Consider the following 13,709-nt stretch of genomic DNA (forward strand, 5'->3'; position numbering starts at 1 on the left):
TGCGTTCCAGAGCCTTTCAGCGTGCTCTCGTCCGGCCAAATGGGACGAGATCAATGTGCGCCGGATTGGGGGTATGATCCAGCATGGCCCCATTCGCGGCATCCACAACGAGGCCGACTGAGCCGCCGGGGAGAATGGCGTTTCCGATCATCCCGGGAGCGGCCTTGTCGGTGAGTTCCGGCTTCACGAGCAGCGCGCCCGGCCGGTATCCTTTGGCCTCGGCGTAAGCCGTGAACTCCTCTTTCCGGTTCACCTTCACGACGCAGGGCGACCGGGGGCATTCGTGCCCGAGGGACGTTCGGATCTGCGCTGAGGCCGGGCTTGCCGTGATCGTGACCTCCTCCTCGACACCGCGCGTCACGGTATTGCAGGCCGTCAGACACAGAAGCAGACCCGCCGCACACCCTGGAATTCTCGCCCGCATCGATCGCCCCTGCCGCGATGGAAGGCCTGACTGCATATCACCAGCAGATAGCGCCTACGGCCAGGGTCGCCAGAGCGAAGTCTCAAAGGCGCCGGAGCGCCACCGACGCATGTTGCCGTGTTCTGTTAGCTCACGGCATAGGTCTGACCGCGCGTTTAACCAAGTCTGCAGCGGCCCTGCAGGAGCTTGCGGATATGCCTGCAATATCAATGCCGGTCGGCTGGAAATTTCGACCTTGCTCTTGCGCCTGCAGACCAGCCGCACCGGCTTCCAGCCCGCCACAGGGCGGAGATTCGCATCATCGATATGGATCAGGGTGTCGGCTTCCAGGTGCAGGAGATCGACACCGGCATGGCCTTGGTATGAACGGATTGCAGCCGCGACCAGTTACTCATCTGCGGCCAGGATAGCTCTGGTGATCGGCTCTCCACGGTATGCGAATTGGCAAGGGAGTTCGTCCGGTAGCTCCTCGACGAGCTCAGGCGCGACCTCGTTGGATGCCACTGCTCGGGACTTTACAAGTCGTGTTTGCAGCGAGCCGGGTGACGACGTCGAGCAAGATATTGGCGCCCGCGATGAGATCGGCGTTATGCGTGCGCTCGCGTGGGTTGTGGCTGATGCCGCCGATGCTTGGCACGAAGATCATCGCCGATGGCGCGATCCGCGCGATCATCTGGGCGTCATGGCCGGCGCCCGAGGTCATCCGCTTCGCGGCAAGCCCGCGCTCGCGGGCCGCGTCCTCGATCAGCGCAACGATCGTCCCGTCGAAGGTCACGGGTTCGGTCCGCACCAGGCGCTCGACCGAGATCGTCACATCCTCGGCGGCCGCAAGCTCCCTCAGATAGCCGGCAAGGGCTGCTTCCTCCGCCTGCAGGCGCTGTTCGTCGGGGTTGCGCAGATCCACCGTGAAGGTAGCTCGCGAGGGGATGACATTGATCCCGTTCGGCTCGAAGCTCATGCAGCCGACCGTTGCGACCGTGGGCGTGTTCGCGTTCCGGGCCCGGTCGCGCAGGAAGGTGATTACGCGCGCTGCGGCATGACCGGCATCCTTGCGCATGGACATCGGTGTCGTGCCGGCATGGTTGGCAACGCCCTCAACGGTGATGCGCTGCCACGAGATGCCTTGAAGATTTTCGACCACACCGACCGACACACCCTCGCGTTCGAGCACGGGTCCCTGCTCGATGTGCAATTCGAGATAGGCATGCGGCGTCAGGAAACCTGGTTCTTCGGAGCCGGCATAGCCGATCCGCTCCAGTTCCGCCCCGAGCACGGTGCCATCGGTACCGACGGCGGCCAGTGCATCCTCGACCGTGAGCCCGCCGGCATAAACGAGTGAGCCCATCATGTCGGGCGCGTAGCGCACACCCTCCTCGTTCGTGAACGCAGCGACTGCGATCGGTCGTGCGGAAGCAAATCCGGCCGCCTTCAGGGTTTCGATCACCTCTAGCCCCGAGAGGACGCCGTAGCATCCGTCATAGATGCCGGCATCGATCACGGTGTCGATGTGCGAGCCGAGCAGGACCGGTGCCTCGCCCGCGTTATCGGCGTTCTTCCATATCCCGAAGATATTGCCGACGCGATCGACCGCGGCCTCCAGGCCGGCTTCACGGAGCCATGCCACGAGGGTATCGCGCCCGGCCTTGTCGGCGTCGGACCCGGCAAGTCGGACCAGCTTGCCGTCGCGGTCGCGGCCGATTTGTCCGAATTCACGAATGCGGGCGAGCAAACGCTCCGCGTTGATCGCGAGATCGATCATGCCCGTGCCCCTGCGGCCCAGAAGGCCGCGCCGGCCGTCACGGTCTCTGGCCTCACGCCGACCAGATCGGCGTAGCGCTCCAGGTCGGTCGCGCCTTCCGTGTTGATGACGAAGACCCGGGACATTGCATCGAGATCAAGTGCCACTCGGATCTCGGGATCCGCCGCGGCCCGGACGAGGCCGGCGAGCCCCACACCGCCGCTTTCGCCCGCCACGATGGCGGGATCGCTGCCGCCCGGGCGGGCGAGGCGGTTCATCACCGCGACTGCATCCTCCTCGTCGACGGTCATGAAGGCGTCGGCAACCCGGGACAGCACCCGCCAGGCGACCCGCGAGGGCTCGTAGCACTCCAGCATCGCCATGACGGTCGGCGCGCCGGGCGCGATCTTGACGGGGCTCGCCCTGAACGTCCTCCTAGCAACCTCCACCGTCATCGCGCATTGACAGAGCGACCGGTTCGACGTTCCTGGCACGAGTGATGGGCCTTCGGCCTATCGGTGCGGGAGACTTTCGATGCAGCTCGGCATGATCGGTTTAGGGCGGATGGGCGCTAACATCGTGCGCCGGCTGATGCGCAACGGTCATTCATGCGTCGTCCATGACCGCAATCCGGAGCCGGGCCGGCAGCTCGCGGGCGAAGGCGCTGTTGCAGCTTTCTCACTCTCCGAACTCGTGAATGCCTTGACGCCGCCGCGGGCCGTCTGGGTGATGCTGCCCGCGGGAGCAGTGACGGAATCGATGATCGCCGAGATTGCACCGCTCCTCTCGCCCGGTGATGTCGTGATCGACGGTGGCAACAGCTTCTGGAAGGACGATATCCGCCGCGCCCGCGACTTGGCGCAGAACGGCCTGCACTACCTCGATATTGGGACGAGCGGCGGCGTCTGGGGTCTCGAGCGCGGCTACTGCATGATGATCGGCGGCGAACGCGAGATCGTGGAACGCCTCGACCCGATCTTCGCGGCGCTCGCGCCCGGAGCCGGCGACGCGCCGAGGACCGCCGGGCGCGAGGGTCGCGATCCGCGTGTCGGGCTCGGCTATCTTCATGCCGGCCCGAGCGGCTCTGGCCATTTTGTGAAGATGATCCACAACGGCATCGAATACGGAATGATGCAGGCGATCGCCGAAGGATTCGACATTCTCAAGAATGCGGATTCTCCGGCGCTTCCCGAGGAGCATCGCCTCAGCCTCGATCTCGCCGATATCGCCGAAGTCTGGCGTCGCGGCAGCGTCATCACCTCCTGGCTCCTCGATCTCACGGCAGCGGCTCTCGCACAGGAGCACGATCTCGCGAGCTATTCGGGCCATGTCGAGGATTCCGGCGAGGGACGCTGGACCATCATGGCCGCCATCGAGGAAGCGGTTTCCGCGGACGTGCTGTCCGCCGCTCTCTATACGCGCTTCCGCTCGCGCCAGGACCACACCTTTGCGGAGAAGATTCTCTCCGCGATGCGAAAAGGTTTCGGGGGTCATCTCGAGCCCAGGAAGCCGGGACCGTGACCGCGTCCCACGCAAAACGCGCGCGCGTCATCGTGCTCATGGGCGTTGCAGGATCGGGCAAGAGCACGACCGCAGCTCTCCTGCGCGAACGACTCGGCTGGCCCTATCGCGACGCCGATTCATTTCATCCAACGGCCAATGTCGAGAAGATGAGCCGCGGAATTCCGCTCACGGACGATGATCGTCTGCCATGGCTCCAGGCCATCGCGCATTGGATTGACGATCATCTGCAACGCAATCAGAACGCGATCGTGACCTGCTCGGCCCTGAAACGCTCCTATCGCGAGTTGCTCGTCGGCAACCGCGAGAACGTGGATCTCGTCCATCTCGTCGGAAGCAAAAAGTTGCTCGAAAGCCGCATGGCGGCCCGCAGAGACCACTTCATGCCGGTCGGGCTTCTCGACAGCCAGTTCGCGACACTCGAGGAGCCCGGGCCGGAGGAGCGTGTCTTGACGATACCCGTCACGATCAGCCCGGATGCGGTGGTGGACACGATCATCGGAGCGTTGGGCCTTCCTGGCGAGATCCCGGAAACTCGCCGGTGAGTTGACTCGGCGTCATCGCGAAAGGGGAAGCGATCCAGGCCGCCTCAGGATGAGGCACCCTGCCCTCGGCTCACAAGGGCACGGTGGACACGCTCAATCATGCCCGTATTGCCCTGCGCCACGGCATCCGTGGCGGCCGCTGCAAGATTGGCGTCACTCGGGTAAGCCAGCGCTGCCTCGCACGCGGTCCCCTCAAAGAAGACCGTATCCTCCTGAAGCGCGTCGAGCGGAACGACGCTTCCGGCCTGCCTTCCGCGGCCGACGGGCAGTGGCCTGGCCGACGGAAGGTCGCCGGACCCGACCCGGACGCTCCAGGGCGCCCAGTTTGTCCAGCCCGGGCACGTCCAGCAGGCACCAGCACCTCGGCCGGCAGTTAGGGCATCCCGATTGCTCCCTCATCCTTTCCGGTAGTGCGGCACAGCGGGGCTACTGGCTAGGCGACCAGATCCTCCAAAAAGATGATTGTCGGCGATCATATTTTATGATTAAATTCCTAAAGCTCGACAAACAGGATCAGCCGCATGCCTTTTATATCGGCAGCAGAGGCTGCAACTTTGACGGCGCTCAATCTGCATCGGCGGAGCGAGCAGGACGGCAGGGCGCTCAACCGGGTTCGCGTGTCCGACAAGACACTCCGCGAGATCACGGGGAGACGCCGGCTCGACGGCCGGTTCTTCGAGGATTTCGCGGAGGAACTCCTGGAACTTGGCTGGGTCATTATACGCACTCATTCGGCCTGGGGCTTCCTGCGCGCCAGTGCCGTCATGGGTTGGCCGCGTATCAACACATCCCGGATCAGTGACGAATTGGATCAGATTGCCGGAGGCAATCTCCATTCTGTAATCAGAGGAGCCCAGGCCGAGCTGGATACTCAGAGGGAGCCCGAAGCCGATTCCAATCCGGAGGCCCTGCATGCTGTCCCGAGAGAACTCGCGGCGGTTTGACGGAGGTTACATCCGCCCAGCCTCGACTCGCGGAGCTCAGGCGAGCGAGAGGCGAAGAGTTCGAACTCTGAGCCTGGGCTACCGCGTCTTGCTGAGAGAGCCTCGCCGGGAGAACAGACCCGACCGAGGGTCTGTTTGCAGCCGGGCAAGGTCTGCTTCGGTGACTTTGATCATCTAACGCGCCTTAATTTGCGGGAAGCCGATGTCCAGGTTGGGACGCAAAAGGACTGCCAGCAAATCCGGGGTTATCCGCGCGGCCTGGAAAGCATCCAGGTTTGGTCTGCTCACAATTTTTGTCCTTAGCATCTTCATCAATATTCTGAGATTTGTTACACCTTATTACTTGTTACACGTACTTGACCGTGTCCCTGCGAGCCGAAGCGTTGAAACGCTGGTCATGCTTACGGCTGCCGCGATTGTTGCAATCCTGACCGGACTCGCACTCGATGGCATACGTCGAAGGATGCTCGCACGGTGGGGCATTTGGATCGAGCAGCGCTTCGGCGCAAAACTTTTGGACCGAAGCCTCAACGACGCTATCAGTGCCCATTCTTCGATAGCCCGCCAGTCTCTCGACGACCTGTCCAAGTTGCGCTCGTTCGTTACCCGGTCCGCAACATCATGGCTTGACCTGATCTGGGCACCACTTTTCTTTTTTGGTGTTTATCTCATTCACCCGTTGCTCGGAGCCCTAACATTGGGAGCCGTTGGTCTCCTCATGCTGTCGGGAGTAGTTCAGGAGGCAATAAGTCGCGAACCACGACGTGCGGCGCGGCAGGCCTCGAGCGAGGCTGGGCAGATCGTCCTCGCAGCTGAGCGCAACATCGAGACCGTTGGAGCGCTGAGCATGTCACCCACTCTCATCGAGAAGTGGCGAAGAAGCGTATTTACTCAACATGACGAGCGCGACCGGTCCGAGGCGAGCGCAACCTTCTATCTCTTGATGAGAAGGGCGATCGGGCAGTGCCTGCGAATTGGTATCATCGGTGTCGGCATATGGCTGTTCCTCCAGCATTCGCTGACACTCGGCGGCATGTTCGCTGCCCGGGTGATGGCCGGGTATGGTTATCGATTGGTCGAGAAGGCCGCAAGAAGTTGGGTCAATCTAAAAGAAGCGATAGCCGCTTACAAGAACGTGAAAATGCAACTCGCCGAAGATGAGGTCAGACCGGTCTCCTATCACAGTTCCACCTACAATTCGGCGGTGCTGATAGAAGATGTCAGCTTTCGATACCCAGGAGGTCGCGATCACATATTCCGGAAGTTCAGATTAGAGATACTTCCCGGAGAACTCGTGCTCGTCATTGGCGGAGCCGCGACAGGAAAGACGACTCTCTCGCGGCTGATCGTTGGCCGCATCTTACCTAACCGAGGTCGGATCAACATCGGGGATATTGAACTGACGCGCCTTCCGGCGGAGGTGCGCGCTGAACTGGTTGGTTACTTGCCGCAGCATACCGAGCTCTTTAGCGGAACCGTGCGGCAAAACATAGCCCGAATGTCCGATGGTGCCTTCGAGGATATCATTGCTGCTGCAAGGCGAGCAGGGGTGCACGAAACCATCCTGCGGCTGCCCCAAGGTTACGACACCGAGATCTCGGACGATATATCGGGCCTATCTGGCAGCGAGCGCAAGCGTATCGCATTGGCCCGCGCGTTCTACAGGTCGCCACGACTGGTAGTACTGGATGAACCCGCAGCCAATCTGGACCGCCCGTCCCGCAGAGTTTTGGAGGCGGCCTTGCGGGAACTCAAGAACGAGGGAGCCTCCATCATCCTGACTCAAACTGTGCGCTCGCCAAGATTGGAGAAAATTGCCGACAAGGTGGTGACTCTTGGCGGCCGCTTCCCAGTCATAACCCGCTCCGGTGCAGTCGAGGAGAGACCCGAGGAACGAAGCCAAAGTGTCGATTTGAGGAGCGTAGGTTGAGCACCGCCGGGCTAATCACGCAGCAAGTTGCAGTGTCGAATACTATTCCAATGCGCAACCCCGATTGGTCTGGCACAGTCGGCCCACCATTTGGAGCGGGTTTAATAACGTTAGGCATCACCATCATTGTCATATTTCTGGGTCTCACTGCCGGATGGTCACTTCTCGCACCGCTTGAAAGCGCTGTAGTCGCACCTGGCGTGATCGTCGTCGACAGTCATGTGAAAACGGTACAGCATCTGGAGGGAGGTATCGTCGAAAGTATTGCGGTTCGCGAAGGCGACAAAGTAAAGGCGGGAGACCTCTTGATCACACTGCAGGATACGATGCCTGCCTCGGCACTGAACGAGATACGTGCTCAGTACCTTGAAGCGCGAGCAACCGCCGCGCGCCTCGTAGCTGAACGAGACAATGCGGATTCCCTAACCTTCCCGCCTGACCTAATCTCCAGGTCGTCAGAGCAGAATGTCCATGACGCAATCGCTGGACAAGAGAGCATCTTTCAAAGCCGCCGCACTCTCCTCAAGCAACAGCTGACGATCCTTGAGCGCACCATATCCGGGCTGCAGATCGAGATCCAAGGCCTGGAAGGTCAAATTGCCGCCTCTAGAACAGGTCTGACGCTGATTGGAGAGGAACTGAGTGATGCACTCAAGCTACTAAGTCAGGGACTTACGAACAGGCCACGTGTGCTGGCCCTGCAGCGTCATAAGGCTGAAATCGAGGGCTCCATTGCCAGCTACTTGGCCTCCATCGGAGCCGCGCAGCAGCGTATCGAGCAAGCACGATTGCGAAGCGCAGAGCTGCAAGCCTCAAGCGCGACAGAGGTGGTCAAAAATCTCGATGCGGTCAGGACCCGCGCTTACGAGCTTGCTCAGAAACTCGCAGCTGCGGAAGATGTCATGCAACGGACGCAGATCCGGTCTCCAACCGACGGCATTATCGTTACGATGAAGGTACATACGATCGGCGGCGTCATAAGTGCCGGGCAACCGTTGATGGATATTGTCCCGGATAACGACAAGCTCATCGTTCAGGCGTCGATCGATGCATTGGATATCGATCAGGTGCAAGCTGGTCTTCCCGTCACAGTATGGCTTTGGGCCATCAACCGGAGGAACCGCGCTGCCCTCGAGGGCAGGTTGCAGATGGTGTCCGCAGACCGGGTGGTGGACCCAAAGTCGGGTTCCGCCTATTACGTCGGCCGCGTTGAAATCGACTCAATGCCATCCGATGCGTCGGTTGCACTGCAGCCAGGAATGGGGGCCGATGTCATGATTCGAACCGGTGCCCGGACACCATGGGAATATGTAAAAGCGCCAATAGCACGCTTCATTCAAGGGTCCCTCCGGGAGGAATGAGGGCGTTGGCAATTGTTATTGGCCGCTGCGGGATCATACATGGCTGTCGTATGAGGCTGTCGGACCAGCCACTGGCGCGGAAGCATGCGTTTCCGATGACATTGGTGACCGCAGGATTGCCTCTCACTGCTCAATCGAACCTTCATCAAGTGAGGTTCCGCGAAGCTCAGTTGCGTGCGTTGACATTCTCGATGACATGGAGGTGATCGATGCTAGACTTTCCGTTACGCAGTATTTGCGCTTGTCTTTATTTTGTTCTCCTCGACATCAAACTCTGAAGGGGCTAGCATCGTTGAATCTTTAAAAAAGCGCAGCAATGTCACCTCACGATATGATCACACCCGAGATTACTATCGTTTTCGGCGGGGATACCAGTCTGGGCGATGCATATCTAAGTAAACTTAAATCTGGTGAGCATCTTCAGAGGCTGAAATTTCGCCCGCTCAGCTTCTTCGACGCGCTGGAACCTCTTATCACTGACAAGTACCGTCTTATCGTCAATCTAGAGACGGTACTGTCCGATGGACCAAAACCGCCTATCAATGAAAAGAAGCAATACTGTGGTTGGGACACGGCGGAGCGAACGATAAACGCCCTAAAGTCTATCGGAGTAGATGCTGTCTCGCTGGCGAACAATCATACAATGGATTTCGGCTCCGCCAACCTGACCCCAATGATCTCCCTGCTCAAGACGGCGGATGTTCACGTTCTCGGCGCTGGGGAGAACATCACGGAGGCATCAGAGCCCTGGAAGATACGTTCTCCTCACGGTAGCATTTATGTGATAGCGGCGTTCGAACTCCGCAGGCAATACAAAGATCTCTATTCCTTCTATGCCGGAAATAGAAAGCCGGGTGTTAATTATTTCAAGCTGCGGCGACGCAACCGGCTGTCAGCTGCAATCAGTTTGATTAGGCGAACTGATCCTAACGCTCTCATCATAGTGTTTCCTCATTGGGGGGGAGCGGTCAATTACGGTCCACCGACAGAGCGGATGTTGGACGCAAACGAGGGATTCTTCGAAGCTGGCGCTGATTTGGTGTTAGGACACGGATCTCACAATGTACAACCGTGCTTTGCGTCTCCTATTGGAACCACGGTATTCTCGATCGGCAATTTCGTTTTCAACTCACCAGGCCGATACAGAATGTATAATGCATCGCCGTACAGCTTGATTGGACGCTTGAGCCTCGGGCGCTCCCACGGCGGCTGGACGGGAAGGTTGAAGCTTTACCCCATCGTTTCCGATAACCAGAAAACCGGATATCAACCCCGACCAGTGCAAGAAAAGGAGGCGCTGGAGGTATTCCAGTTTCTATCGGTAGGCGAAAAACATGATTCCGATCGAGGGTTCGAGCTCCAACGCGACGAGCGGGGGTGGTACATTGTCCGGACAACCCCACTCAGTCGTCAATTCGCTCACCATTCTGATTCAACCGACCGTTTGTTGTAGTGTGCGCCATGATACGCGTAAGCATGACTCGGACAGCCGTGGAAGTCTCGCGCTTCATTTGCCCTGTTGCGCGATGACTTAGCAAGGCATTTCGGTGCAGGAATATTGCCAAGCTTTCTCGTCAGACCAATGCATTCCGTGTTAATGGTCGCACTGAATGCAGATTCAACGCGTTCTTGATCCGCCCCTGAACCGAGCCAAGGATGTCCGTTCAGTTCTAGGAGGACAAGGTTGTAGACTCGACGGATTAGCATGATGATAGACGCTCGCGAGGTTTTCTTGACTAGAAGATCACGTGAAGTCGTACTATAAGACAATCAGGTAGCATTGCGGAGGGAAATGCTTGTCATGCACGACGCAACTCCAGACCTCCTCTCTGCCCCCCCCGATGTCCGGTTCACCGACGCGGAGGCAGGAGGCTCATTTCCCCGGATCATCCGAAGCTCCCTACTTCGAGGCTGCAATGTGTATCACACTTCAAGTGTGCTGAGCCTCAAGGTCGACCTTGGAGGCCTAGCGCAGCTGAGGACTTCCGATCTTGGACCGGACTTTCCGCTACGGTTCAATAGCTACTTCCCCGTTGTGCCGCCTATCCTCCCGCCATCTTCATCTGATCAGGGCGTTTCCTCAGAATATCGATCTAAGCTCTTATCTCCTGCGGGCGTTGAGATTGGCGAGGCGTTGCTGGAGGCAATAATCTCCGTCGAAGCAACAATTCTCAGAACGATGTTTTTTCTGGACCGGGTTCAGTTTGCCTCCGTAATTCCCGGCAGCGATGATCATGAAGTAATTTTGGTATGGGAAACCCTGGACCCTGAGATGTCACGGTCGTCGGCAGAGGTCGCGGTAGCCGGATTCGTTGAAATATCTCGACAGAATGCTGGCCACTCGAGGAGTGGGGAGTACGAGCTCGCATTGCTGAAACTCACTCAGCGCGCAGAGAGGCGCCGTATCTCGAGTTCTACGGCGGTTCTGAAGAGAGCTGCGTCCCGACTGGGCATACCTTTCGAGTTCATTACCCGTCGACAACTGCGCCTTGGACATGGTGTATGCCAGCAGCGGTGCCTTTCGACCATGGGAGGCTCGACGTCCTATTCGGCAGTGCTGATGTCATTAGACAAGCATGTAAGCAATCTCCAACTCACTCAACTATCACTACCAGTCCCACGACAATTTAAAGTGGCCAATATCGCAGAGGCAGTCGCCGCTCTCGAACGCATAGGTAGGCCTGTCGTCGTCAAGCCAGTACAGGGCAATCAAGGTCGCGGAATTACCATCGGGGTGAAGAACCCGCAGGAAATTGATGCTGCCTTCCAGCTCGCTGCTTCCGAGGAGCACGGAGTTCTCATCGAGGAGTTGGTGCTGGGGAAGGATTATCGCCTTACGGTCGTAGGCGGGAAATTCGCTGCCGCTCTATTGTGTGTTCCACCACAGATTCGTGGTGACGGTGTGCGCACCATTCGGCAACTCATCGACGAGCTGAATGCCGAGCCTGACAGGGACAAGCTGCGCTTCTCACCGATTACTTTCGACGATGAACTCAGAGATCATCTCGATTCCCTGGGCTACGGGCTCGACTCGATACCAGCACCTGGCCAGCTTATTGCGGTCCGAGCGACCGGGCATGTATCTAGAGGAGGTATTCCGATTGATGTAACGGATCTCGTTCACCCCGACAACCGGAAGGTCTCCGAGGAGGCTGCTCGCGCGATGGGACTCGAGATTGCGGGTGTAGACTTCGTTTCGCCGGATATTTCGAGATCTTACCGCGAAATAGGTGGCCGGATCGTAGAAGTGAACTCGCGTCCGGGCGTTGGCATGCATCTGTGGCCACGTGAGGGGACATCGCGCGACATGGGGGTCGCCATTCTTCGCCATATGTTCCCGGATCCCGCCTCTGCCTGCGTGCCGTTTCTTCTCGTCGCAGGAGATCGAGGCCGTGGCTCTGTGGCCCGCTTCGTTGACGGCATGCTGCGGGCGAAGGGTCTGACCGTGGGGCTCAGCCTAAAGCAGGGAGCCTATATCAATGGGCGGTCGCTCGATGTTCCAGAGGACAAGCTGCAACACGCGCCCAACATCCTCTTGCGGCAGCCGTTAACTCAAGCGGTGGCAGCTGCCGTGTCCCTCCGCCATGTAGCGAAGCATGGACTGGGGTTACAGAAGTGTGATGCGGTGTCGCTGGTGTCTTTGGACTCGGAAAAAATTTCCGACGAGTATGAGAAGGGGTTGGCGGTTCTACTGAAGGCGAACCGAGGGCGGTTCATCGTCAGCTCAAAGAATCGGTTTGCGCGCCAAGCGCTTTCGTCTGTGGATCGATCTCGGATCGTCCTGATCGCTGCAGACTCTCGCGATCCCGAGGTGAGTGATCACCTCGCGATTGGGGGAGCAGCTGTTGTGAGGCGCTGGTCAAATGACATGACGGGACTGCAATTTGCATTCGTCGAGGCAGGAGAAGAAGTTGTATCGACTCAAATGCCGAGCCTTTCCGGTGCAAGACAGCAGCATATCGAGGCGGCCATGCATGCGTTTGCGCTCACTCATACTACCCAACTCAGTTAGATCTTACGACGATTTACGGAGCATGCGTACCGATCGCAGTATCGAATAGCTCGTGTCGCAAATCCTCCCGAATCGATCCGAAACCCTCACCACGAGGTTTGATGAATTTCTGACGGTCCGGTGTTATGCTTTGATGAGTTGCTTTCCGGTTCCTAACCGACACACTGGTATCTCAGCTAGTCGCCTGCGGGCGAATCGCGCGTCAACTATGAGTACCGGCGACAGGGCTCGGCCAACCTGTTTTATGCGCTGAGCCGCCGGCGGGACGGCGCCACGTGGGTGTGACACCACGCCAAGCCAAACAGGAGTTTGCCGAGCAGATGCATGCTCGTCTACATGCAACGTTCCAGGGCTTGGGTGATTGTGGTGGCGCTGGATAATCTGGGTACCCACCCTTCGGCTGCAGGCAGGTCAAGCATCAAAATGCGGCCGACCCCATTGTCGTCGATTACACCATTATCCAACCTAGCGTCATCTGCTTATCGGCAGCGTTCACTGCAAATCTCTCCTTGGCCCAAGCAAGCCCGGGCTTTCCGATTGCGGGACCGACGTTGATCCACTGGCGATCAAGATATAATTTGGACAACTCATGATCGATGTAAGGAGTCACGTTATATTCATTGTCGCCTCTGCGATGAACAGAAGCGACCCATGATGCGCCGAGATGGCTTCCGACCCCGTAGCCGATCACGTCATCGTCCAGCACCACGGCCAGATGGCGCACGCCCAACGGCTCCAGCAGAGACAAGTTCTCGAACGTCCAGACCGTACGCCGTCGATGATAGGTCGTCCGACCGTTTGCCGTCTTTGCCGCATACCACCTGTCGTTGCAGGCCAGCACGCGAGCCAGGTTCTCCGGACCAATCGGCTCTACATGCGCGCCAGCCCTCGAGAGCCTGCCGACTTTTTTGCGGGTTCCTTTCCAAGAGGATCCGCGCATCTCGGAGACGGTTTCGCGGTGCCAGACGAATTCGCGATGGCACTCGACCTTATTGAAGTCGTTCTTCCAGCCTTCCTCCCGCTGTTCAGGCACATACCCCAGGAGATCGCCGGGCCGGAGCGCCTTTGCTTCGCGGTCGAGAATGCGCTCATACGCCTCCCAGTCGGACACCAGCGGCAGCAGCTTGGTCTTCCGGCCGAGACGCAGGAGAATGCAGTCCGCCTTGACCTCCTCCGAGGCCCCGCGGGCAAAGTCCTGCGCCAGTACCAGCAAATTCATGCCGTAACCAGGAAT

The 13,709-nt window shown here is 58.9% G+C and carries 10 protein-coding genes and 1 pseudogene; 7 read left to right on the forward strand and 4 right to left on the reverse strand.

Going from position 1 to position 13,709, the window contains the following annotated elements; all coding sequences use genetic code 11:
* Positions 1–16 precede the first annotated feature (16 nt).
* The 3 genes and pseudogenes from BN1233_RS00375 to BN1233_RS00390 form a co-directional block, all read right to left on the reverse strand.
* Positions 17–424: a hypothetical protein gene (locus BN1233_RS00375; RefSeq protein WP_046861554.1), complete on the reverse strand. Its 408-nt coding sequence runs from the start codon at positions 422–424 to the stop codon at positions 17–19.
* A 478-nt stretch (positions 425–902) separates the two neighbouring features.
* Entirely contained in the window at positions 903–2,183 is a 1,281-nt protein-coding gene (locus BN1233_RS00385; protein WP_046861556.1) for a Zn-dependent hydrolase, read from the reverse strand.
* Positions 2,180–2,671 (reverse strand): annotated as a pseudogene (locus BN1233_RS00390) (pyridoxal-phosphate dependent enzyme); the annotation flags it as partial. The pseudogene BN1233_RS00390 and the gene BN1233_RS00385, both read right to left, overlap by 4 nt.
* A gap of 25 nt (positions 2,672–2,696) precedes the next feature.
* On the opposite strand from BN1233_RS00390, the gene gnd reads away from it, so the two are divergent.
* From gnd to BN1233_RS00425, 7 genes are all read left to right on the forward strand, one after another.
* Complete coding sequence (gnd, locus tag BN1233_RS00395) at positions 2,697–3,683, forward strand: phosphogluconate dehydrogenase (NAD(+)-dependent, decarboxylating) (RefSeq protein WP_046861558.1); 987 nt, start codon at positions 2,697–2,699, stop codon at positions 3,681–3,683.
* Positions 3,680–4,228, forward strand: coding sequence for a gluconokinase (locus tag BN1233_RS00400; protein ID WP_342341630.1), 549 nt, complete (start codon positions 3,680–3,682; stop codon positions 4,226–4,228). Before gnd ends, BN1233_RS00400 begins: the two co-directional genes overlap by 4 nt.
* A 521-nt stretch (positions 4,229–4,749) precedes the next feature.
* Positions 4,750–5,172 (forward strand): hypothetical protein, encoded by a 423-nt coding sequence (locus BN1233_RS00405; RefSeq protein WP_046861559.1) that lies wholly within the window; start codon positions 4,750–4,752, stop codon positions 5,170–5,172.
* 202 nt (positions 5,173–5,374) lie between these two features.
* Positions 5,375–7,102, forward strand: coding sequence for a type I secretion system permease/ATPase (locus BN1233_RS00410; protein ID WP_048708999.1), 1,728 nt, complete (start codon positions 5,375–5,377; stop codon positions 7,100–7,102).
* The gene (locus BN1233_RS00415) at positions 7,099–8,463 is read left to right on the forward strand and encodes an HlyD family type I secretion periplasmic adaptor subunit (protein WP_048708997.1); all 1,365 of its coding nucleotides are present in this window, start codon (positions 7,099–7,101) and stop codon (positions 8,461–8,463) included. The genes BN1233_RS00410 and BN1233_RS00415 overlap by 4 nt, the downstream gene beginning before the upstream one ends.
* Positions 8,464–8,779: 316 nt before the next feature.
* Complete coding sequence (locus BN1233_RS00420) at positions 8,780–9,916, forward strand: CapA family protein (protein ID WP_082145078.1); 1,137 nt, start codon at positions 8,780–8,782, stop codon at positions 9,914–9,916.
* A 1,107-nt stretch (positions 9,917–11,023) separates the two neighbouring features.
* Entirely contained in the window at positions 11,024–12,475 is a 1,452-nt protein-coding gene (locus tag BN1233_RS00425) for an ATP-grasp domain-containing protein (RefSeq protein WP_244470878.1), read from the forward strand.
* 448 nt (positions 12,476–12,923) lie between these two features.
* On the opposite strand, the gene BN1233_RS00430 is transcribed toward BN1233_RS00425, so the two are convergent.
* Positions 12,924–13,709: phosphatidylglycerol lysyltransferase domain-containing protein (locus BN1233_RS00430; RefSeq protein WP_046861564.1), on the reverse strand; the 786-nt coding region annotated here is incomplete at its 5' end.

It is taken from the genome of Microvirga massiliensis (assembly GCF_001006805.1).
GTDB classification, from domain to species: Bacteria; Pseudomonadota; Alphaproteobacteria; order Rhizobiales; family Beijerinckiaceae; genus Microvirga; species Microvirga massiliensis.

Excerpts from the sequence above, each read along its gene's own strand:
- BN1233_RS00375 (WP_046861554.1), bottom strand. The coding sequence starts at position 424 with ATGCGGGCGAGAATTCCAGGGTGTGCGGCGGGTCTGCTTCTGTGTCTG.
- BN1233_RS00385 (WP_046861556.1), bottom strand. The coding sequence starts at position 2,183 with ATGATCGATCTCGCGATCAACGCGGAGCGTTTGCTCGCCCGCATTCGT.
- gnd (WP_046861558.1), top strand. The coding sequence starts at position 2,697 with ATGCAGCTCGGCATGATCGGTTTAGGGCGGATGGGCGCTAACATCGTG.
- BN1233_RS00405 (WP_046861559.1), top strand. The coding sequence starts at position 4,750 with ATGCCTTTTATATCGGCAGCAGAGGCTGCAACTTTGACGGCGCTCAAT.
- BN1233_RS00410 (WP_048708999.1), top strand. The coding sequence starts at position 5,375 with ATGTCCAGGTTGGGACGCAAAAGGACTGCCAGCAAATCCGGGGTTATC.
- BN1233_RS00420 (WP_082145078.1), top strand. The coding sequence starts at position 8,780 with ATGTCACCTCACGATATGATCACACCCGAGATTACTATCGTTTTCGGC.
- BN1233_RS00425 (WP_244470878.1), top strand. The coding sequence starts at position 11,024 with ATGTCATTAGACAAGCATGTAAGCAATCTCCAACTCACTCAACTATCA.